Below are 20,808 nucleotides of genomic sequence, written 5' to 3'. Positions count from 1 at the left end.
GGTTGATTAAAAGCTTCAGGCTCCGGGTAGAGCTTCTATACCGTGCTGCTGGGATTGATGGCAAAGTAATGTCAGCGCAGAAGTGAGTTTAGTCAGCTGTGTTTTATTAATAATATAAGGCGGCATTAGATACAGCAGTTTGCCAAAAGGTCGGATCCAGACACCCAGTTCAACAAAAGCTTTTTGCATGCCGGCGACATCGACATTCTGTTTCATTTCCACCACACCAATAGCGCCCAATACCCGCACATCAGCCACATAAGGTGAGTTACGACATGGCTCCAGCTCAAGCTTTAGCTGCTGCTCTATGGCGGCGACTTGTGCTGGCCACTGGTTTTGCTGCACAAGTTGCAAACTTTTTAGCGCTACGGCACAGGCCAGTGGATTCGCCATATAAGTAGGGCCATGCATTAACGCAGGCACAGCGCCCTGAGCTATACCGTCCGCTACTTTGTCGTTGCACAAGGTCGCCGCTAAAGTCAGATAACCGCCGGTTAAGGCTTTACCCAGACAGATAATATCCGGGCTGATGCCTGCATGCTGACAAGCAAAAAGTTTCCCGGTACGACCAAAACCTGTGGCTATTTCATCGGCAATCAACAGCACCTGGTATTGATCACAAAGTTTACGCGCCAGTTTTAAGTAATCCGGATGATAAAAGCGCATCCCTCCGGCCCCTTGTAATATGGGTTCGAGAATAAAAGCCGCCAACTGCTGATGATGTTGCTCAAATAAAGCCGTCAAAGCCATCTCATCTTCTGCTAAAAAATCGCCGTCAAAATGGCTTTGTGGTGCAGGGGCGAATAGCTGCGGAATGATCTGATTTTTAAACATCGAATGCATGCCGTCGATTGGATCGCACACCGACATAGCGGCGAAGGTATCGCCGTGATAGCCTTTTTGAATGGTCAGTAACCGGCTTTTTTCCGGACGATTTAAACCTAACCAGTATTGCAGCGCCATTTTTATTGCTACTTCGACTGAAATAGATCCGCTATCGGCAAAAAAGACTTTGGTTAACCCCTCTGGCACCATCTCCAGTAATAACTTCGCCAAATCTACTGCAGGCTGATGGGTGATACCGCCAAACATCACATGGCTCATTTTCTGACTTTGCGCCACCAGAGCTTGGTTTAACTCCGGATGATTGTAGCCATGGATAGCTGCCCACCAGGACGACGTGCCATCAACCAAAGTTCTGCCATCCTCCAGCATCAGCTCACAGCCATGGGCGCTGACCACAGGATAGACAGGCAAAGGTTTACTTAAAGAGGTGTACGGATGCCAGATATGCTGGCGGTCAAACTCAAGATTGATGCTCATAAAATGACCTGTGGTAAACTTTGTGAACTGGTTGGCGTTGACATGGCGCTAAGGGCCGATAGACTAACGGAAAATTTAAAAGACCACAATTTGTCTGTGGCTTGTCTTCGGGGAATTTTATGTCTGCAGTTTTACCACTTCGTCACAACTGGACTCTGGCTGAAGTAAATGCCTTGTTTGCTTTACCTTTTAATGACTTAGTCTTTCAGGCCCAAACGGTGCACCGCCAGTTTTTTAAACCCAATGAAGTGCAGATCAGCACTTTACTGTCGATTAAAACCGGTGCTTGTGCTGAAGATTGTAAATATTGCCCGCAAAGCGGTCATTACAATACCGGCCTTGAGCGTGAGCGTTTGCTGGAAGTGGAAAAAGTATTAACTCAGGCCAAAGCCGCTAAAGACAAAGGCGCCAGCCGTTTTTGCATGGGCGCTGCCTGGAGTAATCCAAAACAGCGTGATATGCCGTTTCTGATGGAAATGGTAAAAGGCGTCAAAGAAATGGGCTTAGAAACCTGTATGACGCTGGGTAAGCTCGATGCAGATCAGGCGCAGGAGTTAAAACAAGCTGGTTTAGATTATTACAACCATAATCTGGATACCTCGCCAGAGTTCTACGGTGAAATTATCACTACCCGTACTTATCAGGACAGATTAGACACTTTGCAACACGTACGTGATGCCGGTATGAAAGTATGTTGTGGTGGCATAGTGGGTATGGGCGAATCGGCTAACGATCGTTCTGCACTTTTAATGCAGTTGGCGAATTTGCCAGAGCATCCACAAAGTGTGCCTATTAATATGCTGGTGAAAGTGCAGGGCACACCGATGGAAAACGTCGAAGACTTCGATGGCTTCGAATTTATCCGCACGATAGCTGTCGCCCGAATCATGATGCCACAAAGCCATGTGCGTTTATCCGCAGGCCGTTCCCGCATGAACGAGCAAATGCAGGCGCTGTGTTTTCTATCAGGCGCTAACTCGATATTTTATGGCGATAAGTTACTGACCACAGAAAACCCTGAAGCAGATGCTGATATGCTGTTGTTCGCCAAGCTCGGTATCAATCCAGAGCAGCGCCACGATGTATCAGACGAAGCCTATGAAGCGGCTTTAGCCGATGCCATTAAAGAGCAAAATACACCTTCATTGTTCCATAGCGCGGTTTAAGTCTGGTTATGGACAGGTTACAGCGCTTTGCGCAGCAGATTTCAGAGCGCAAAGCAGCTGGTTTGTATCGGCAGCATCCGGCTATTGATTCGTATCAGGGCCGTTTGCTGCAAAATAAGCAGGGCGCTTATCTTAATTTCTCCGGTAATGACTATCTGGGTCTGGCCACTGAACCACAGCTGATCAAAGCTCTGGCAGAAGGTGCTGAACGTTTTGGCGTTGGCAGTTCAGGGTCACCTTTGGTGACCGGCTTTCATTATGCGCACCGCGCTTTGTCTGATGCACTTTGCGACTGGCTGGGTGTGGACGATGTATTGTTGTTTTCCTCTGGTTTTGCTGCCAATCAGGTGATGCTGCAGCATTTAGCTGATAAAACTGATCACCTGCTGTTAGATAAACTCTGTCATGCCTCTTTGATTGACGCTGCGCTCAATAGTGATGCTCCTTACAAACGATTCCCGCATCAGGACTTAGCCGCGCTTGAAACGCTATTACAACGTTACTCATCAGCTTTGGTGGTGACTGAAGGCGTATTTAGCATGGACGGCGATAGTCCGGATTTAACCGGCGTATCTGCGCTTTGTAAAACAAATAAAGCGGATTTGCTGCTGGACGATGCCCATGGACTGGGAGTGCTTGGTAAAGAAGGCAAAGGCAGCTGGGATGCGCAGGGGCTTCAACCTGGGGATATGCTCTGCCTGATGGCGAACTTTGGTAAAGCCTTAGCAGGTCAGGGCGCGTTTTTAGCAGGTTCAGCCACAGTGATTGATTATTTACGCCAGTTTGCACGGCATTATATTTACAGCACTGCGTTATCTCCTGCGCTGTGCTGGGCAATGAAGACTTCCGTTGAATTAAGCCGTAGCCAGCCGTGGCGCAGAGATAAACTGAATGACAATATTCAGCTGTTTAAAACTCTGGCTGCTGGTGCTGGCTTCACATTATTGCCATCCAACACCGCCATACAACCGTTGATTGTTGGCGATTCAGACAAAGCCATGCTGATAAGTGCCTCATTGAAAAAACAAGGCATTTGGTTAAGTGCCATACGGCCACCTACAGTGCCACAAGGCAGCGCCAGGTTACGCATTACTTTATCTGCGTTACATCAGAGTGACGATATTCACTTTTTAGTACAAAAGCTGGAGCAATTGGTATGAATGCTTTGGCATTGACGGACGACATTGCCCGCCATTTTGGTCGTGCCCGTGAAAGTTACGAACAGGCGGCACGGCTGCAACGTTTAGTTGCTTCTAGAGCCTTGAGTTTATTAACACCAACAGCTGGATTGTTATTGGATTTAGGTTCTGGCCCAGGTTGGTTTCATCCAAAGCTAAAACAGCACTGCTCTGAACTTATAGCGCTGGATTTAAGCCATGACATGCTGCAAAAAACCATGGCAGCACAACAGGCTACTTTGGTATTTCAGGCCGATGCTCAGTCTTTGCCTGTAGCGAGTGAAAGCATAGACAGGGTATTTTCCAGCCTGATGCTGCAATGGTGCGAACAACCGGGGCTTGTGCTGCAGGAAATCGACCGTGTGTTAAAGCCAGGTGGCTCAGCAGTTCTGAGTACCTTATTGGATGGCACCTTGCAGGAATTTAAACAGGCATGGTCACAGGTGGATACTCATCAGCATATCAATCAGTTTTTGCCACTGGGTTTTTATCAGCAGTTACAACAGCAGTATCCAGATCTTTGCTTGCAGCTACAGACTGAGCTGGTGCAGCTTGACTATCCGGATGTGCTGGCTTTGGCGCGGGAACTAAAAGATTTAGGTGCCAATACGGTGACCCAAGGCCGCAATAAAGCCTTAACCGGCAAACAGAGCTGGCAAAAAGTGCAGCAGGCTTATCCATCCCGTTGCATTGATGGTCAAATCAGCGCCAGTTATCAGGTGCTGTATCTGACCCTGACTAAGCAAAGCTCTGAGTCATAACAGAAGAGTAAACTCATGCAGACGATTTTTATTACGGGCACAGATACTGATGCAGGTAAAACCTATGTGGCTGTAGCGCTACTGCAAGGTTTAAAAGCTCTGGGGTATTGCACAGTCGCACAAAAACCAGTGGCTGCCGGAGTCAATGACGCGGGCTTTAATACCGACGCTTTGCAATTACAGCAGCATGCAACAGAGCAACTGAGTTACGAGCTGGTGAATCCCTATTGTCTGACCGATGCGGTGGCGCCGCATTTAGCTGCTGCAAAAGCCGGACTTTGTATCGAGCCTGCGGTTCTGACCACACATCTGCGGCAACTTAAAAACAGCAATGCCGATATAGCATTAGTGGAAGGAGCTGGTGGTTGGTTATTACCCTTGGATGATAAAACAACTATGGCAGATTGGGTGATAGAGCAGCAATTGCCAGTCTTGCTCGTAGTAGGTATGAAGCTGGGTTGTCTAAATCATGCGTTGCTCACGGTACGGGAAATTGAACGCTCTGGCTTGAAACTGCTGGGCTGGGTGGCTAATTGTATAGATCCGGATATGGCGTATCAGCAAGAAAATATCAGCTATTTGCAACACAGGCTGACAGCACCTTGCCTTGGTGTTTTGCCTTATCACTCTGAACCACAGATCAATACCTCTCTTGCCGCAGCCTTGATCAAACAGCTGCAGAGCTGATGTGACACATCGCACCGACAGCTCCATTCATCTTTATTTACAATTGCTTGTCGCACTTTCATTGAAAAACGGCTTCTAAGCCATATAGTACAAGCAGTAGCTTAATAAACGAGGTATCTATGAAGCGAATTATACTGTTCCTTGCCACAAACCTGGCGGTGATGTTGGTGTTAAGTATTGTACTTAGCATCGTCTTTAAAGTGCTGGGCATTGATAGCCGTAGCATAGGCGGCTTGTTGGTGTTTGCAGCAGTATTTGGTTTTGGCGGTTCTTTCATTTCATTGTTTATGTCGAAATGGATGGCCAAACGCTCTACGGGCGCAGTGGTGATCACTCAGCCACGTAACGCTACAGAACAATGGTTGTTTGATACAGTGCGCCGTCAGGCTCAGCAGGCCGGTATTGGTATGCCTGAAGTGGCTATTTACGACTCTCCTGAAATGAACGCCTTTGCCACAGGTGCCAGCCGTAACAATGCATTGGTGGCGGTCAGCACAGGCTTAATGCGTAATATGCGTGAAGAAGAAGTCGAAGCCGTATTAGCGCATGAAGTGTCACACGTGGCGAATGGCGATATGGTGACTCTTACTCTGATCCAGGGCGTGGTGAACACCTTCGTTATTTTCTTTGCCCGTTTAATTGCTGGTGCTATCAGTGGTAACCGGAACGAAGAAGGCGGGGGTGGCAATGGTTTCGCCTATATGATCACAGTTTTTGTGCTGGAAATGGCTTTCGGTGTACTGGCGAGTATCATAGTGATGTGGTTCTCCCGTAAGCGTGAATTCAGTGCCGATGCCGGTGCCGCAAAATTAGTGGGTGCCAATAAGATGATCGCTGCATTGGAGCGTCTGCGCAATAACCATGAAAGCCAGCTGGAAGGTTCAATGATGGCTTTTGGTATTGCCAGCAAGCCAGCGACTTCTGAGCTGTTTTTAAGTCACCCTCCGTTGGAAAAACGTATTGCTGCTTTGCGTGGTGGTTTTTAAGCAAAATTATTAAAGGCAAAAAAACAAAAAGGAACTTCGGTTCCTTTTTGTTTTAGTGAGAGCTGGATGCAACAAGAGTTAACACATAATCACCTGATTACGGCCTGCAGCCTTAGCCTGATACAAGGCTTCATCTGCGGCCTGAATTAAATTGAAAGCCGTGGTGCCATGTTCTGGGTACACCGCAACACCAGCAGATAAGGTAATGTTGACCGCCTGATGTTTAGCAAAAACCTGAGCTTGCTCTACATGCACCCGCCAGTTCTCGGCCAGATGCCTGGCTTGTGTCGCACTTGTGTTAGGCAGAATCACCAGAAACTCTTCACCACCATAGCGGAATAAAATATCTGTTCTGCGGCTTTGCCGAAGCAGATGCTTGGCCACCATTTCAATCACTTTGTCACCGGTCTGATGACCAAACTGATCATTGAGCTGTTTGAAGTGGTCGAGATCCAGCATCACCACAGCCAAAGGTTTTTGATTCCGTCTTGCCAAAGCCAGTTCACGTTCCATAAATTCATTCAAAAAGCGGCGGTTGTATAAATTGGTGAGTGGGTCGCGGATAGATTGCTCGCGGATCCGGTTTTTCAGCTGTTCAATATCCGTCAGACGTTGCTGCAACTCCTCGTTTTGTTGTTTAAGCAGCATTAAGGCATTTTCCTGCTCACTGATATCCTGCATCAGTAGTAACCAGGTGTCAGGAGCTAAGTCGCTCCGAGCGCATTGCAATTTAAAATGCCTGCAACTGCCATCGTCTGCCAACAAACACCAGATGGGTGCGGTAGAGTTCTGATTTAACCCGTTAAGCAGGCCGGTAAAATCAGCGGGCAAGTGGTTCAGCACCTCTTTGTGTATCAGCGGGCGTTTTGTTTGGTTTAATCCAAATAAATACTGAAAAGCAGTATTACTTTGAAGCAAGTACGGAGCAGTGTTTGTGGCTTGAATTTGCAGCAAAGCGACAGGATCGGACAGGGACTGAAATAAGTCCGTCCAGCCAAAAGCTATATTTGCTTGTGAATGTCCTTTAGCCACGATTTGTAAAGCTCTCCATAATTTGCCTGACTATAGGAAATATCTGCTTAAAAATACAGCTGCCCAGGCTAAATAGAAGCAGTTTTTAATGATGCTTCACGGAATATAGAGTTGACAGGCACTTTTTCTGGAAAATTTGTCAAATAGGGTCTAGTTTCAAGCAAAACAATGACAAAGGAAAAGACGAGATGCCGGTAAATTCACAACTGAATGATGAAATTCGTATTTTGACTTTATTTAATCTGGATACGTCGCTGGAGGGGATTAAAGCGCATAAATCAGCCGATCCGGGTGCGAAAGAAGCGATTGAGCGCTTATATAAAAAGGGCTTACTCACGCAGGCGGATGGTGGTTATCTGACAGATCTGGGGCGTAATTGTGCTGAACACTTACAGAGTGCATTACGTATACTGAGTTCTTAATCACCCTTGAGCTTATTTTTAGATAACTGACGGAGCAGTTTGCGACACTGTTGCAACTGCTCGTGTTGCTCTGCAAATTCAAAACGTTGATACGCCAGCAGCAGTTGATGCAGCGTCTTACGTTGAGGCGGGTGAGACAACATTAAGTTCTGCAAATAGGCCTCCATCGTTTGGTGAACGATTTTTTCGCCATAGGGTTTAAGTAGCTTGAGCATCAAACGTCGCAACGCCTGATTTTTATTTTCTGCGTTGTATTGCAACAGCAGATAGACAGCCAATGCCAGAAGTAAGGATGAAAGCAAAGCAGCCCCAATCCATACCCAGGGCAAAGATTTTAAGCTCTGCCAGATAAAACGTTGTTCGTTTTGATCAAAGCTCAATACCCAGACAGACCAATAATAATCCAGCCACTCCAGTTGTTGCAGCCAGTCTCCCAGCATGCCCTGTTGGAAAAACTGATCTAAAAATTGTCGCTCTGACAAAGACAATGCATCAGATAAGCCCTGAGTTAAGCGAAGTGGAGCCACTATGGCTGTTGCATCAAAACGCTGCCAGCGACCTTGATCCAGATATTCCACCCAGGCATGGGCATCTTTTTGCAGAACCTGTAAATAATCTCCTGTACCTTGCCAGCTGCCGCCCTGATAACCGCCCACTACTCTTGCCGGAATACCTGCAGCACGAAACAGGTAGGCGGCAGAAGAGGCATAGTGGCCACAAAAGCCGACTTTGTGTTCAAACAAAAACTGGTCAATTTGAGCCTGTTTATTCAGCACCGGCGGGCGCAGGCTATAACTGAACTGATTATTCTGAAAATACTGGTACAACGCCTTTGCATAAGCAGATGCTGTCGGATGCTGCTGTTTGAACTGTAATGCTAAAGCACTGGTTTGTGGGTTGCTGTGGCGCAGTATCAGATTTCGAATGGCTTCTTCGTTATTTTGCTGCGCTACGGCTTCACCGTCTGAGCTCAGCCCATAAGAAAAACGGCGGCTGATTTGCTGGTAGCTTTCAATCAAACCAGCCGCTATGGGTCTGACCTGACCCTGAAGCTGATTCACCTGACCCAAGCTAAATAAGCTGCGCTGAAAGTGAGGTTCAACCACTAGTTTATAGTGATAGCCGGCTTGTTGTGGTGACAGAGGTTGTGACGCAGACAACAAAGCGGGTAACCAGTCCTGCCCATTAAAGCGCTCAAACACTTTGGCTCGCCAGTACAACTCCTGCTGAGGTGGTTTTTCTCCGTTAAATTCGACTCGGAATGCCAGACTGTTGTCTTGCACCAGTCGCTCCAGGCCCCCTAAAGACAACTCATCGGCTAAACCCGTTTGCGCCTGATGTTGACGATCGGTCTGCCACAAAGGCGGTAGCCTTGGAAAAAGCACAAAAAGTGCGATACACAAAGGCATCACCCATAATAGAAGGCGAAATTCAGACCATTGAAATTGACGGCGTTGCACCGGCGCAAACAACAGGTAATGCAGATATAAATTGCAAAAAAACAGCAGAAACACAGCGCCAGCAAACCAAAGGCTCTGATTGAGCATAAAGCCGGTGCTGATCAGAAAATACTGCACCCACACCAGTTTTTTGGCATGACGCAGATCCGATGCGATAGAAAATAGCCGCAGCGCTGCAGAGAAAAACAGCAATTGCAGCATAGAGTCCTGCATATCCTGTTGCCATAATTGAGAGAGCAGCAACAGGCACAAAAGCACCGCCAGCGCATTAACAGTCATCATTCGTACTGTTTTTTTTGCCCGCACACTGGCGTATTTAAACAGCAGGATACAAAGCAGCACCAGGCTGGACCACCAGCTTAAGCCATCCTGTAACAGCGCCAGTAACAGCAGTTGCACCAATAAGGCGATATGCACAAAGAGTGGATTCAGCATAAAGCCAGCGCCTGTAAACAGCGGTGCAAATGAGCCTGGCCATGGCTTGCGGCAATTTCAATACCGGGAGCGCTCAGGCTATAACTTTGGCCTTGTTGTTCAAACTGCAGCAGCAGGCCACAAAATTCGGATAATTGTTGCTCCAAAGCCAGCCCTGCAGCATCGACAACCAGGTGCCTGGGCTGATGAGGGGCAGCAGCAGGGGAATACTGCCGGATCACAGGTTGCCATGGATTTTTCGCCAGTCGTTTCCAGTCGATAGCTGTTGCTGGTGAGCCAGCCTGATAAGGAGCCAACTGGTCCGGATGATCGGGGTGCTGCGGCACCATTGTCGATACAGCCTGCTTCAGTGCTGCAGGTTCAGGATAAACCCAATAGGGCTGTTGCAGCTGAATATGGGTCCAGCAGCGGATCAGTCCAAAGGGGTAATAGGAGCGCAATGTAAAACGCTGAAGCTGATAAAAGCCTCGTCGTTGTGGATAAAGCTCGAGCTGTAGTTCTTTTGGCACCGTCTCAAAAAATAGCGGTGTAAAATCTTCGCCTGATAAATAAAGCATTTTTTTATACTGATGCTGATGTAGCTGCACTGTCAGTTGTAAAGAGGATCCGGCATAACCAAAGGGTTCGGTGTCTGCGCTGATCTTCAACTGATGCAGATTAAAAAAAGCGGCGAGAATACAAAAACAGAACAAAGACAACAGCAGGTAGGCGCAGAGCAAAATCAGGTTGTTTTGATAGTTAGTGCCAAATAAATACAATAAAGCGATAAGCAATACAAACCAACCACCATAGGCCGTAGGAAAGACAAAAAGCAGATGCTGTTTCAGTTGTACTTCTTTTGCTGCTGGCTGGCGTTTATCCAGCCAGCGGTAAAATCGCTGTCTGAAGGTGTTTATCAGCTTTTGCCGTATTGTCATCGCTAGCGTCATAAAGGGCAAGGTACCTGACGTAGTAACTGCAGACTCAGACTTTTATTGTCTCTGGAGCTGCCTGGATTGAGCCTGTGCTCAGCCACAGACGGAAACACCTGTTGTACATCCTCTGCGGTGGCAAAATGGCGGCCAGATAATAATGCAAAAGCTTTGGTAGCTCGAAGCAAAGCCTTTGCTGCGCGTGGTGACAGGGGAAGGCAATCCTGCTGCTGACGGCTTTGTGTGACCAATGCCAGCAGATAATCCAGCAGGGCGTCACTGACTTTGACCTGCACGACCTGCTGCTGCAGTGTCATCAGCTGCAATTCATCTAAACAAGGAGTTAGTCCTTCGAGCCTGGATTGACCATGATCCTGCTGCAAAATAAGTTTTTCGGTCTGCAGATCAGGAAAGCCAAGCGCAAGACGCATCAGAAATCTATCGAGCTGAGATTCAGGCAAGGCATTGGTGCCGGCATGAAACAATGGGTTTTGGGTCGCAATAACAAAAAAGGGTTTAGGCAGCGCATAAGACAAGCCATCGATAGACACCTGTTTTTCTTCCATCGCTTCTAATAACGCACTTTGAGTGCGAGGACTGGCTCTGTTGATTTCATCGGCTAATAAAATTTGACTGAAAATCGGGCCATTTCTGAATTGGAACTCCTGGGTATCTCTTAAAAACACCGACTGCCCCAGCAAATCCGCAGGCAACATATCGTTAGTAAATTGCACTCTTTTGTAATGAACACCAAGGCTGAGCGCCAACGCATGGGCGAGGGTGGTTTTACCCAAGCCTGGCAAATCTTCAATCAGTAAATGGCCTTCAGACAGCAAACAACACAAGGCTAGTCGCACAGCTTGAGGTTTACCTAAAATCACCTGATTCAGCTTTTGTTCTAACTGCTGTAAAGCCTGAATTTCCGCCATAAAAGCTCCGCATTAAATGCCGTTTTCAGCCTTGAAACCTGGCTAAAAAAGGCTTGATATTTTCAGATGTTTAGACATCTGGGTGTTTTTGCCGATAAATTTCGTACTATTTGCAGATTTCAGCGCAATATACTCATTTAAGCATTGAATTTAGCCGCCAATAAATTTACTTTGTCTGCGGATAAATAACCTAGTGACCTTAACTATCAATTCAAAACTATAGGACTACTTAAAGTGACGACCTGGACGCCTCAAAGTTGGCGAGCTTTTCCAATCCAACAACAACCTCATTACGATGATCAGGCTTTACTCAGCACTGTTGAGCAGCAATTGCACAGATATCCGCCTTTGGTGTTTGCGCAAGAGACTCGTGATCTCTTTAGTCAGCTTGGACAAGTGGCTGAAGGCAAAGCATTTTTACTGCAAGGCGGAGATTGTGCGGAGAGCTTTAGTGACTTTAATGCACCAAAAATTCGTGACACTTTTAAAGTATTGCTGCAAATGGCCGTGGTACTCACCTTTGCTGGTGGTTGTCCTGTAGTCAAAGTAGCACGTATGGCTGGCCAATACGCCAAGCCTCGCTCCAGCGATTTAGAAACCATAGCTGGTGTATCTCATCCAAGCTACCGTGGTGATATAGTCAACAGCTTTGAATTCACAGCAGAGGCCCGCAAGCCGGATCCAAACCGTTTAATGACGGCTTACCATCATTCAGCTGCTACCTTAAATTTGTTACGTGCTTTTGCACAAGGTGGATTAGCAGACCTGCATCAGGTCAGCCGCTGGAATCTGGGTTTTGTTGACGCCAATCCACTGAAAGGCCGCTATCAGGATGTGGCTCAGCGTATTCAGGAAGCGCTGCGGTTTATGGAGATTTGCGGTATTACGGCTGAAAACTCACCGTCTATCCGTGAAACCTCTTTGTATACCTCGCATGAAGCGCTGTTACTGAATTACGAAGAAGCTTTAACCCGTCGTGATTCGTTAACAGGTGACTGGTATGACTGTTCAGCCCATATGGTCTGGATAGGCGAACGCACACGTCAGTTGGATCATGCACATCTTGAGTTTTTCCGTGGCATCAAAAACCCTGTGGGTGTGAAAGTGGGCCCTGGTATGGATGAAGTGGATTTATTGCGCCTTATCGACGCGTTGAATCCGGACAATACTCCAGGCCGCCTGACGTTGATCACCCGGATGGGCGCGGATAAATTAGCCGAAAAGTTACCTGCTTTAGTACGTCGTGTTGAGCGTGAAGGTCGCAAAGTGGTCTGGAGTTCAGACCCTATGCATGGCAACACAGTCAAAGCCAGCAACGACTACAAAACCCGTGACTTTGAAGCGATTTTGCGTGAAATCCGTTATTTCTTTGCGGTGCATCAGGCTGAAGGTACTCATGCCGGTGGTATCCATCTGGAAATGACAGGTGATAACGTCACTGAATGTACAGGTGGTGCTTATGGTTTGTCTGAAAACGATTTAAGCAAGCGTTACACCACTCAGTGTGACCCCCGCTTAAATTCAGATCAGGTGCTGGAACTGGCATTCCTGATCGCAGATACCCTTCGTGCGGTCCGCAAATAAAAAACCAGTCGCTGAACTCTTGTCTGATCATTCAGGCAAAAGTTCAGCGTCTTTACGTGTCGCCATAGTAGGAGCCGGCGCTATAGGTTGTTACCTCGGCACCATGCTTGCTCAATCCTCTGAATTTGAAGTGATCTTTATCGGGCGCGAACGAATGGCGCTTGAATCCGCAGCTTATGGCTTAACGGCACAGGATTTAGAGGGCGCCTGCCATCGGTTGACATCACCTGCCGTTTACACAGAATTTGAAGCCCTTCGCACCGCACAGCTGGTGCTGGTGACGGTAAAAGCTTTGGATCTGCAGACCTTGCTCCCTCAGCTGACACAGTATCTGTCTGCTGACTGTCTGGTGGTGGCGATGCAAAATGGTGTCGCTATAGCACCTTTATATCAACAGTTTTTGTCTCAGCCCGTGCTCAGAGCCATAGTGCCTTTTAATGTGGTGAAAATAAGCCCGGGGTTTTATGCCCGCACCACAGGTGCACAAATGATCTGGCAGCAGAGTGATGATCCACGAATTGGGGCTGTGCTGGAACAGCTGCAACACCAGGGTATCAAGTCAAAACAACTGGAGAATGTTAAAGCGGCTGAATTTGGTAAATTGATGCTGAATCTCAATAATGCCATTAACGCACTCTCTGACTTGCCGTTACAGCAGCAGTTGCTGCAGCGTCCTTACCGATTATTGCTCGCCGCTGCGATGAAGGAGCTGCTGGATTTATGTCGGCGCCTGAATATAGAGACCTATTCTTATACCTCTATTCCCAACAGCTACATCCCACTTTTACTGCAAACTCCCAACTGGTTATTCAAACGACTGGCAAAAAAAATGCTGGCGGTATCACCCGATGCGCGTTCGTCGATGTGGGATGACATTCAGGCCGGTAAAGCGACTGAAATCGCGTTTTTAAACGGTGCTGTGGTCACTTTGGCAGAGCAGTTAAAGCTGGATGCGCCGGTCAACAGACTACTGGTGCAACTGGTTAAACGTAAAGAGCAGGGCGAACCTATCCGGCTTTGCCCCTTGCATGTCAAACAACTGCTGCAAGAGGCCAGTGGCAGTCAAAGGCCTTGATCCCTCAAAGCAGTTAGTACTTCTGTCGTTTTAATCCGGTTTGCGACAAAATTTTCGCCGATATCTCTTCGATGGATAAATGAGTTGAGTTTAAAAACGGAATTTTTTCCTTTTGATACAAGGCTTCTACTTCATCTAATTCCAGTTTGCATTGCCGCAGTGACGCATATTTACTGCCAGGGCGGCGCTGCTCACGAATTTTACTTAAACGCTCTGGTGTAATGGTCAGGCCAAACAGCTTGGCTTTTTGCTTTTTCAGCTCATCCGGCAATCGCAACATATCCATGTCTTCCTGCACAAAAGGGTAGTTTGCTGCTTTGATACCATACTGTAAGGCCAGATATAAACTGGTCGGGGTTTTACCTGAGCGACTGACGCCCACCAGAATAATGTCAGCTTTGGCATATTCCTTTAAATTCACCCCATCGTCATTGGCCAGCGCATAGTTCACCGCGTCAATACGGAAATCATAGGTTTTTTCATGAATGCTGTGAGTGCGATGAGTTTTTGGCATAGCAGCTATGCCTAATTCCTTTTGCATTGGCTCAATAAAGGCATTTAAAAAATCGTAACAGACGCCATCGCTGCTGTTAATGATCTGGCGTAATTCTTCGTCGACAAAGGTCTGAAAAATCAAAGGGCGAATTCCGGTTGTTTTATAACGATCGTTTATTCGTTGTTTGGCTTGTAAGGCGATCTCTTTAGTTTCAACAAATGGGATAGTTACATGGTCGAATTCTGCCGGAAACAGTGACAATAGAGCGTGCCCGAACACTTCAGAGGTAATGCCTGTACCATCAGATATATAAAAGGCTGTTCTCACGATTTTCTCCATTTTGTCGTTATTAAATTACATAAAAATTAAGGTTTTATTTAGTTTTCGCGCCAGTGTAGAATTAAGTTGCTTGTGTGGCTGACCATGTAAGCTTACATAACCTGCAACAAAAATTGGAGACTCATTGTGCAAGAATTCGTTGTTTGGTACCAGGATCTGGGCATGCACGACGTTCCTCGCGTTGGCGGAAAAAATGCTTCATTAGGTGAAATGATCAGTAACCTGGCAAATGCAGGGGTACAAGTTCCGGGTGGTTTTGCCACCACAGCTTATGCCTTTAATCAATTTCTTGAACAGAGTGGTCTTAACGAGCGTATTTATCAACTGCTGGATGGATTAAACGTTGATGATGTAAATGCCCTTGCAAAAGCTGGTGCGCAAATTCGCCAATGGGTGATCGACACACCATTCCAGGCCGAATTTGAGCAAGCCATTCAAACTTCCTATCAACAGCTGCAACAAGGTTGTGCTGAAGATGTCTCCTTTGCAGTGCGTTCATCAGCCACAGCTGAAGATATGCCGGATGCTTCTTTTGCAGGTCAGCAAGAGACTTTCTTAAACGTACGTGGTTATGCTCACGTGATTGAAGCCATTAAACACGTATTTGCGTCATTATTTAACGACCGCGCTATTTCGTATCGTGTGCATCAGGGCTACGACCACCGTGGGGTGGCCTTATCTGCTGGTGTACAGCGTATGGTGCGTTCAGACTTATCTGCCTCAGGTGTGATGTTCAGTATCGACACTGAATCAGGTTTTGAAGATGTGGTTTTTGTCACCTCGTCCTACGGTTTAGGCGAAATGGTGGTACAAGGCGCGGTAAACCCTGACGAATTTTATGTGCATAAGCCGACAGTGATGGCTGGTCGTCCTGCAGTGGTGCGCCGTAATTTAGGCAGCAAGCTGTTACAGATGGTGTATTCCAAAGACGTAAACCATGGCAAACAGGTATTGATTGAAGATGTGCCTGCGGCAAATCGTCAGAAGTTTTCACTGACAGACGCTGAAGTGCAGGAACTGGCGAAACAAGCCATTATTATCGAAAAACACTACGGCCGCGCTATGGATATCGAATGGGCTAAAGATGGTCAGGACGGTAAGCTGTATATAGTTCAGGCCCGCCCAGAAACTGTGCGTAGCCGCGAAGACAGCAACGAAATGGAGCGCTTCCAGCTGCAAGGCACAGCACCTATAGTTGTTGAAGGTCGCGCCATTGGTCATAAAATTGGTTCAGGCAAAGCCAAAGTCCTCGCCAGCATCGCTGATATGGATCAGATCCAGCCAGGTGATGTGTTAGTCACCGACATGACAGACCCGGACTGGGAACCTATCATGAAACGCGCTTCAGCTATTGTCACCAACCGTGGTGGCCGTACTTGTCACGCCGCTATTATTGCGCGTGAACTGGGTATCCCAGCTGTAGTGGGTTGTGGTGATGCGACTAAAAAAATCAAAAATGGTCAGGATGTCACAGTGTCCTGTGCTGAAGGCGACACAGGTTTTGTCTACGACGGTATTTTAGGTTTTGACGTGATGACCTCACGTGTAGACAAAATGCCAGCGCTGAAGATGAAAATCATGATGAACGTTGGTAATCCTGAACGCGCGTTTTCCTTTGCGAAGCTGCCTCATGCTGGTATTGGCTTAGCCCGTCTGGAATTTATTATCAACCGTATGATTGGTGTGCATCCAAAAGCATTGCTGAACTTTGATGCTCAAACAGATGAACTCAAAGCCACGATCAGTGAGATGATGGCAGGGTACAGCTCTCCGGTCGAGTTTTACACTATGAAGCTGGTTGAAGGTATTTCTACCCTGGCTGCAGCCTTCTCGCCAGAGCGGGTGATAGTGCGGATGTCCGACTTTAAGTCGAACGAATACGCCAATCTGGTGGGTGGTCGTCAGTACGAGCCACACGAAGAAAACCCTATGATTGGTTTCCGTGGTGCATCGCGTTACATTTCTGAAGATTTCCGCGACTGTTTTGCGATGGAATGTGAAGCCTTAAAACGGGTTCGTAACGAAATGGGTTTTACCAATGTTGAAGTGATGATCCCATTCGTCCGCACACTGGAAGAAGCCAAAGCTGTGATTGAACTGCTGGAAGCTCATGGCCTGAAACGTGGTGATAATGGCTTAAAAGTTATTATGATGTGTGAATTGCCGTCCAACTGCTTGCTGGCTGAAGAGTTCCTTGAGTATTTTGATGGTTTCTCTATCGGCTCAAATGACTTAACTCAGTTGACTTTAGGTTTGGATCGCGACAGTGGTTTAATAGCGCATCTGTTTGATGAACGTAACCCGGCCATTAAAAAGCTGTTGTCTATGGCCATTCAAACCGCGAAAGCTAAAGGCAAATACGTGGGTATTTGTGGTCAGGGCCCTTCAGATCATGAAGACTTTGCGGCATGGCTGATGGATCAAGGCATCGATTCTGTGTCATTAAACCCTGATACAGTATTGGAAACCTGGTTATATCTGGCAGAAAAATACGGTCAGTAAATTAAGCTGATTGAACCAAAAGCCAGCGTCGATGCTGGCTTTTGTCTTTCTAAAAATGAGCTATTTAGTTGATTTTAAAGCGAAGTACTTGGCTTCTTGGCTGCAATACCTTATAAATTAGTTATGCGTAAAAATTAGCCGCTTAAGGCTTTATCACAACGGAGGTCAGCATGAGCGATCCGGTGCTCAAATCCAAAGCCCTGGGTTTGATGTATGGCTTATTGGCCGGAGAAGTTTTAGGTTCCGCCGTTGAAGGTCTCGAGCAAAACGAACGCGATGAGCGGCTAAGCTTTGACCTGAATGAAATTTTACTGCAAAACCCTTGGCAGACTTTGTCTGGTCAGCCGACCGACAGCGGTGAGTTAGCCGTGTTGTTATGTCGCCTGTTAGCTCATTATGGTGAGTATCAGGAAGATGGCGCCTGGCAGGCTTATGAATATTGGCTCAGAACCGAACCCTTTTCTGTACCTGATGAATTAAAGCGTGCTTTGCTGAGTGAACAGGACGAGGAATCCAATGCAACTACAGCTTTGGCTCGCGTAGGCGCTGTGGCTTTGATGGTGCCTTATCAGTCTTTACCTCAGCTAGCGGCTTGGGCTATGGCTGATACCGCATTAACCCATCCTAATATGTTGTGCCAACAAGTCAGTGGTTTGTATGTGATGGCACTTGGTCATGTACTGGAAAACGACTGTAGTGCCGATGAGTTGTATCAATTGATCAAAGACTGGGCGTCACAGCTTAAAGTGGATAAACGTATTATCCGCGTGATTGACCAGGCGTTATTTATGCCTCCCACTGATGCTGAAACTTCAGATACTCCGGTGCTGGTGTGTTTTCAAAACGCTATCTGGCAGCTGTTGTACGCCCAGGATTATCTGGATGGCATGCTGGATACCCTTAGACGAGGTGGGGATACGGCTAACAATGCTGCTGTGGCTGGAGCTTTATTAGGAGCTTGTTATGGTGTGGCTGAGGTCCCTGAATTACTGCGAAATGCTATTACTCACTGCAGACCTCTCAAAGGCCAGTTTGGTGTACATCAGCCACGTCCTGAGTGCTGCTGGGCCAATGAAGTGGAGTATTTAACAGAGCAGATTTTAACAGGCACAAAAAAACCGGCATAGCAGCCGGTTTATGTACAGGACGTACGGTATGCCGGAAATGCAGGAGCACATTTTCGGCGATGTACAGGACGTACGGTATGCCGGAAATGCAGGAGCATATTTTCGGCGATGTACAGGACGTACGGTATGCCGAAAATGCAGGAGCATATTTTCGGCGATGTACAGGACGTACGGTATGCCGGAAATGCAGGAGCACATTTTCGGCGTGACACCAAAAGCAACCAAGTCAGCGACTTATTTGCTGTTACGGGTTTCTTCGCAGGACTTTTTATCCACACACTCACCATACAGATACAAGCTGTGGTGAGTTAATTTGATGCCGTTTTTCTCAGAAATTTCCAGCTGCTTACGTTCGATATCATCGTCTTCAAACTCAATGACTTTACCGCAGTTTAAGCACACCAGGTGATCGTGGTGATCCATACGGCTTAATTCGAATACCGACTTACCACCTTCAAAATGGTGACGGGTGACAATGCCAGCATCATCAAACTGGTTTAACACACGGTATACAGTCGCCAGACCAATATCTTCACCTAATTCCAGCAAAATCTTATACACATCTTCAGCGCTGATGTGTTGATGATTAGGATCTTGCAAAATATCGAGGATCTTCACTCGTGGCAGGGTGACCTTGAGGCCTGCTTTACGCAATTCGGTATTATGATCTGACATGGACTGTTCTACTCTTTCTTGAATTTCAAATGATTATAAGGCCATTAACGACAGAAGCAACCTATAAATCTGCCCATTAATACCAGCAAAGCGCAGACAAAGCACAAACAAGGCGTTAGAATCCTGCTCAACAGGTCTTACCAGAGGTTTCTTATGCGTTGGGCGTTTAATCCGGCCGTGATGCGGCATTTATTAAATTTGTGGCCACCATTTTTTTTCACAGGCATTAAGGTGGTGGAGTTATCGCAAGACTACAGGTATTGCAAGGTAGAGCTGAAAAACCGGCCCTGGACCCGCAATATCAATAGCAGCCAGTTTGGTGGCTCTATGTTTGCGATGACCGATCCTATTTATCCATTGATGTTGATGGGGGCTTTGGGCAAAGAGTATATGGTGTGGGATAAACAGGCTGATATTAACTACATCACACCGGGTCGTGGCAAATTAACAGCTGAGTTTGTGCTGACAGATAATGAGCTTGAGCATATCAAACAACAGACCGAAGCAGGGGAGAAGTATTTCCCTGATTTTGTAGTGCATGTGAAAGACAACAAAGGCGAGTTGGTGTGCGAGGTCAAACGTAAGGTGTATATCCGTAAAAAGCCTAAATACCGCGATACATCTCAATAAAACAAAAGGGTCAGAGTTGAAACTCTGACCCTTAGAGATTACAGATTTTCCAGCTCTTTTAAGCTCAGTTCATCATAAATCTGTTTGCACCACTGCTTTACACGTTGCTCTGTCAGTTCTGGCTGACGGTCTTCGTCTATGCCTAAACCGACAAAATGATCGTTGTCTGCCAGTGCTTTGGAGGCGACAAAGTTGTAGCCTTTGGTTGGCCAGTGTCCAACTATAATGGCGCCTTTAGGCTCGATAATGTCGCGCAGGGTGCCCATAGCATCAAGGAAATATTCGGCATAATCTTCCTGATCACCACAGCCAAAAATCGCTACTAACTTGTTGTTAAAGTCGATATGTTCAAGCTCTGGAAAGAAGTCATCCCAATCACATTGGGCTTCACCGTAATACCAGGTTGGAATACCTAACAGCAACAAATCATAACCAGCAATTTGTTCTTTTGTGCTTTTGGCAATGTCCATCACATCAAACAAATGTTTGCCCAGCTCTTTTTGAATCATCTTGGCGATATGTTCAGTGTTACCTGTATCGCTACCAAAAAATATACCTACAGTTGCCATAACTTTCGCCTTCTACCTGGTCAACGCTTGTTCTAAAACCCATTCTATATAGGCGCTACGTGTCATATTTTGCTGCTGTGCAGACAAACTCAGTTGTTCGTACAACTGCTCTGACACTTTGCACTCTATACGCTTTAAACCTTTACTTCGATCGCGTTTGATTTGATTGCGCTTGTTCAGCTTGAGCTGCTCTTCCCGTGGTAAAGGATTGGTCCTTGGCCGGCCGGGGCGTTTTTCATGCGCAAACAAATCTATTGTTGTGCGATCTGTGGCTATTTTAGCCATGTCGCGCACCTCATTTATTCGACAAAAAACTCAAAAATCACTTTAGCTAAAAAAGCTGCAGGAGATAAAAACAGCACTAACCACACAAAAATTTTGCCAAAACGAGGAGCGTTACTTTTTTTAAGCACATCCCAAATGGCCATCACAATAAACAGATACAGGGCACCAACACCCAGAAAAAGACCCAGGGTCTCAAACTGCTCAATATTCATAATGACCCACTAGCCCTTAAAAAT

At 46.8% G+C, this 20,808-nt stretch carries 21 protein-coding genes; 11 read left to right on the top strand and 10 right to left on the bottom strand.

What is annotated here, in order from left to right:
* Window positions 1-15: 15 nt before the first annotated feature.
* The gene (gene bioA / locus OM978_RS11570) at window positions 16-1,323 is read right to left on the bottom strand and encodes an adenosylmethionine--8-amino-7-oxononanoate transaminase (RefSeq protein ID WP_264342371.1); all 1,308 of its coding nucleotides are present in this window, start codon (window positions 1,321-1,323) and stop codon (window positions 16-18) included.
* A gap of 119 nt (window positions 1,324-1,442) precedes the next feature.
* On the opposite strand from bioA, the gene bioB reads away from it, so the two are divergent.
* The 5 genes from bioB to htpX all read left to right on the top strand — a co-directional run bounded on the left by bioB (window position 1,443) and on the right by htpX (window position 6,101).
* Window positions 1,443-2,489, top strand: a complete 1,047-nt coding sequence (bioB, locus tag OM978_RS11565) for a biotin synthase BioB (RefSeq protein ID WP_264342369.1) — start codon at window positions 1,443-1,445, stop codon at window positions 2,487-2,489.
* Between the two features lie 8 nt (window positions 2,490-2,497).
* A complete protein-coding gene (locus OM978_RS11560; protein ID WP_264342367.1) occupies window positions 2,498-3,649 on the top strand; it encodes an aminotransferase class I/II-fold pyridoxal phosphate-dependent enzyme in 1,152 nt (383 codons plus the stop codon).
* Window positions 3,646-4,428, top strand: a complete 783-nt coding sequence (locus OM978_RS11555) for a methyltransferase domain-containing protein (RefSeq protein WP_264342365.1) — start codon at window positions 3,646-3,648, stop codon at window positions 4,426-4,428. Before OM978_RS11560 ends, OM978_RS11555 begins: the two co-directional genes overlap by 4 nt.
* 15 nt (window positions 4,429-4,443) lie before the next feature.
* Complete coding sequence (bioD, locus tag OM978_RS11550) at window positions 4,444-5,115, top strand: dethiobiotin synthase (protein WP_264342363.1); 672 nt, start codon at window positions 4,444-4,446, stop codon at window positions 5,113-5,115.
* 119 nt (window positions 5,116-5,234) lie between these two features.
* Window positions 5,235-6,101, top strand: coding sequence for a protease HtpX (htpX, locus tag OM978_RS11545; RefSeq protein ID WP_264342361.1), 867 nt, complete (start codon window positions 5,235-5,237; stop codon window positions 6,099-6,101).
* Window positions 6,102-6,179: 78 nt separating this feature from the next.
* On the opposite strand, the gene OM978_RS11540 is transcribed toward htpX, so the two are convergent.
* Entirely contained in the window at window positions 6,180-7,133 is a 954-nt protein-coding gene (locus tag OM978_RS11540; RefSeq protein ID WP_264342359.1) for a GGDEF domain-containing protein, read from the bottom strand.
* Window positions 7,134-7,321: 188 nt separating this feature from the next.
* On the opposite strand from OM978_RS11540, the gene OM978_RS11535 reads away from it, so the two are divergent.
* The gene (locus tag OM978_RS11535) at window positions 7,322-7,555 is read left to right on the top strand and encodes a TIGR02647 family protein (RefSeq protein ID WP_053423535.1); all 234 of its coding nucleotides are present in this window, start codon (window positions 7,322-7,324) and stop codon (window positions 7,553-7,555) included.
* Here the strand turns inward: OM978_RS11535 and OM978_RS11530 are convergent.
* The 3 genes from OM978_RS11530 to OM978_RS11520 are packed head-to-tail and all read right to left on the bottom strand — an operon-like array spanning window position 7,552 to window position 11,290.
* On the bottom strand, window positions 7,552-9,450 hold the full coding sequence (locus OM978_RS11530; RefSeq protein WP_264342355.1) for a DUF3488 and transglutaminase-like domain-containing protein: 1,899 nt from the start codon (window positions 9,448-9,450) through the stop codon (window positions 7,552-7,554). The genes OM978_RS11535 and OM978_RS11530 overlap by 4 nt on opposite strands.
* On the bottom strand, window positions 9,444-10,379 hold the full coding sequence (locus tag OM978_RS11525; protein WP_264342353.1) for a DUF58 domain-containing protein: 936 nt from the start codon (window positions 10,377-10,379) through the stop codon (window positions 9,444-9,446). The genes OM978_RS11530 and OM978_RS11525 overlap by 7 nt, the downstream gene beginning before the upstream one ends.
* Complete coding sequence (locus OM978_RS11520; RefSeq protein WP_264342351.1) at window positions 10,376-11,290, bottom strand: AAA family ATPase; 915 nt, start codon at window positions 11,288-11,290, stop codon at window positions 10,376-10,378. The genes OM978_RS11525 and OM978_RS11520 overlap by 4 nt, the downstream gene beginning before the upstream one ends.
* Window positions 11,291-11,524: 234 nt before the next feature.
* Here OM978_RS11520 and OM978_RS11515 point away from each other — a divergent pair, with 234 nt between their 5' ends.
* Window positions 11,525-12,874, top strand: a complete 1,350-nt coding sequence (locus tag OM978_RS11515) for a class II 3-deoxy-7-phosphoheptulonate synthase (RefSeq protein ID WP_264342349.1) — start codon at window positions 11,525-11,527, stop codon at window positions 12,872-12,874.
* The gene (locus OM978_RS11510) at window positions 12,858-13,949 is read left to right on the top strand and encodes a 2-dehydropantoate 2-reductase (RefSeq protein WP_264342347.1); all 1,092 of its coding nucleotides are present in this window, start codon (window positions 12,858-12,860) and stop codon (window positions 13,947-13,949) included. Before OM978_RS11515 ends, OM978_RS11510 begins: the two co-directional genes overlap by 17 nt.
* 13 nt (window positions 13,950-13,962) lie before the next feature.
* Here OM978_RS11510 and OM978_RS11505 read toward each other — a convergent pair whose 3' ends face one another.
* Window positions 13,963-14,775, bottom strand: coding sequence for a pyruvate, water dikinase regulatory protein (locus OM978_RS11505; protein WP_319633910.1), 813 nt, complete (start codon window positions 14,773-14,775; stop codon window positions 13,963-13,965).
* Window positions 14,776-14,910: 135 nt separating this feature from the next.
* Here OM978_RS11505 and ppsA point away from each other — a divergent pair, with 135 nt between their 5' ends.
* Together ppsA and OM978_RS11495 are read left to right on the top strand one after the other, a co-directional pair.
* Window positions 14,911-17,286, top strand: a complete 2,376-nt coding sequence (gene ppsA, locus OM978_RS11500) for a phosphoenolpyruvate synthase (protein WP_264342344.1) — start codon at window positions 14,911-14,913, stop codon at window positions 17,284-17,286.
* 170 nt (window positions 17,287-17,456) lie between these two features.
* Window positions 17,457-18,413, top strand: coding sequence for an ADP-ribosylglycohydrolase family protein (locus OM978_RS11495; protein ID WP_264342342.1), 957 nt, complete (start codon window positions 17,457-17,459; stop codon window positions 18,411-18,413).
* Window positions 18,414-18,647: 234 nt separating this feature from the next.
* Here OM978_RS11495 and fur read toward each other — a convergent pair whose 3' ends face one another.
* Window positions 18,648-19,088 carry a ferric iron uptake transcriptional regulator gene (gene fur / locus OM978_RS11490; RefSeq protein ID WP_264342340.1) on the bottom strand — a complete coding sequence of 147 codons (441 nt, stop codon included), beginning with the start codon at window positions 19,086-19,088 and terminating at the stop codon, window positions 18,648-18,650.
* 153 nt (window positions 19,089-19,241) lie between these two features.
* Here fur and OM978_RS11485 point away from each other — a divergent pair, with 153 nt between their 5' ends.
* Window positions 19,242-19,718: a DUF4442 domain-containing protein gene (locus OM978_RS11485; RefSeq protein WP_233007245.1), complete on the top strand. Its 477-nt coding sequence runs from the start codon at window positions 19,242-19,244 to the stop codon at window positions 19,716-19,718.
* A 38-nt stretch (window positions 19,719-19,756) separates the two neighbouring features.
* On the opposite strand, the gene fldA is transcribed toward OM978_RS11485, so the two are convergent.
* The 3 genes from fldA to OM978_RS11470 are packed head-to-tail and all read right to left on the bottom strand — an operon-like array spanning window position 19,757 to window position 20,784.
* Complete coding sequence (gene fldA, locus OM978_RS11480; RefSeq protein WP_233007244.1) at window positions 19,757-20,287, bottom strand: flavodoxin FldA; 531 nt, start codon at window positions 20,285-20,287, stop codon at window positions 19,757-19,759.
* Window positions 20,288-20,299: 12 nt separating this feature from the next.
* On the bottom strand, window positions 20,300-20,572 hold the full coding sequence (gene ybfE, locus OM978_RS11475) for a LexA regulated protein (protein WP_046521060.1): 273 nt from the start codon (window positions 20,570-20,572) through the stop codon (window positions 20,300-20,302).
* Between the two features lie 14 nt (window positions 20,573-20,586).
* The gene (locus OM978_RS11470) at window positions 20,587-20,784 is read right to left on the bottom strand and encodes a DUF2788 domain-containing protein (RefSeq protein WP_053426051.1); all 198 of its coding nucleotides are present in this window, start codon (window positions 20,782-20,784) and stop codon (window positions 20,587-20,589) included.
* Window positions 20,785-20,808: the final 24 nt, after the last annotated feature.

Source organism: Rheinheimera sp. MM224 (assembly GCF_947090785.1).
Taxonomy (GTDB): domain Bacteria; phylum Pseudomonadota; class Gammaproteobacteria; order Enterobacterales; family Alteromonadaceae; genus Pararheinheimera.
The sequence above is the reverse complement of the archived record's forward strand: the minus strand, read 5'-3'. Positions and strand labels throughout refer to the sequence as shown.

What these genes read in the sequence shown, in the direction of transcription:
- OM978_RS11485 (WP_233007245.1), top strand. Translation starts at nt 19,242, where the DNA reads ATGCGTTGGGCGTTTAATCCGGCCGTGATGCGGCATTTATTAAATTTG.
- fur (WP_264342340.1), bottom strand. Translation starts at nt 19,088, where the DNA reads ATGTCAGATCATAATACCGAATTGCGTAAAGCAGGCCTCAAGGTCACC.
- OM978_RS11520 (WP_264342351.1), bottom strand. Translation starts at nt 11,290, where the DNA reads ATGGCGGAAATTCAGGCTTTACAGCAGTTAGAACAAAAGCTGAATCAG.
- bioD (WP_264342363.1), top strand. Translation starts at nt 4,444, where the DNA reads ATGCAGACGATTTTTATTACGGGCACAGATACTGATGCAGGTAAAACC.
- htpX (WP_264342361.1), top strand. Translation starts at nt 5,235, where the DNA reads ATGAAGCGAATTATACTGTTCCTTGCCACAAACCTGGCGGTGATGTTG.
- bioA (WP_264342371.1), bottom strand. Translation starts at nt 1,323, where the DNA reads ATGAGCATCAATCTTGAGTTTGACCGCCAGCATATCTGGCATCCGTAC.
- OM978_RS11555 (WP_264342365.1), top strand. Translation starts at nt 3,646, where the DNA reads ATGAATGCTTTGGCATTGACGGACGACATTGCCCGCCATTTTGGTCGT.
- OM978_RS11525 (WP_264342353.1), bottom strand. Translation starts at nt 10,379, where the DNA reads ATGACGCTAGCGATGACAATACGGCAAAAGCTGATAAACACCTTCAGA.
- OM978_RS11535 (WP_053423535.1), top strand. Translation starts at nt 7,322, where the DNA reads ATGCCGGTAAATTCACAACTGAATGATGAAATTCGTATTTTGACTTTA.
- OM978_RS11560 (WP_264342367.1), top strand. Translation starts at nt 2,498, where the DNA reads ATGGACAGGTTACAGCGCTTTGCGCAGCAGATTTCAGAGCGCAAAGCA.
- fldA (WP_233007244.1), bottom strand. Translation starts at nt 20,287, where the DNA reads ATGGCAACTGTAGGTATATTTTTTGGTAGCGATACAGGTAACACTGAA.
- OM978_RS11495 (WP_264342342.1), top strand. Translation starts at nt 17,457, where the DNA reads ATGAGCGATCCGGTGCTCAAATCCAAAGCCCTGGGTTTGATGTATGGC.
- ybfE (WP_046521060.1), bottom strand. Translation starts at nt 20,572, where the DNA reads ATGGCTAAAATAGCCACAGATCGCACAACAATAGATTTGTTTGCGCAT.
- OM978_RS11530 (WP_264342355.1), bottom strand. Translation starts at nt 9,450, where the DNA reads ATGCTGAATCCACTCTTTGTGCATATCGCCTTATTGGTGCAACTGCTG.
- bioB (WP_264342369.1), top strand. Translation starts at nt 1,443, where the DNA reads ATGTCTGCAGTTTTACCACTTCGTCACAACTGGACTCTGGCTGAAGTA.
- OM978_RS11470 (WP_053426051.1), bottom strand. Translation starts at nt 20,784, where the DNA reads ATGAATATTGAGCAGTTTGAGACCCTGGGTCTTTTTCTGGGTGTTGGT.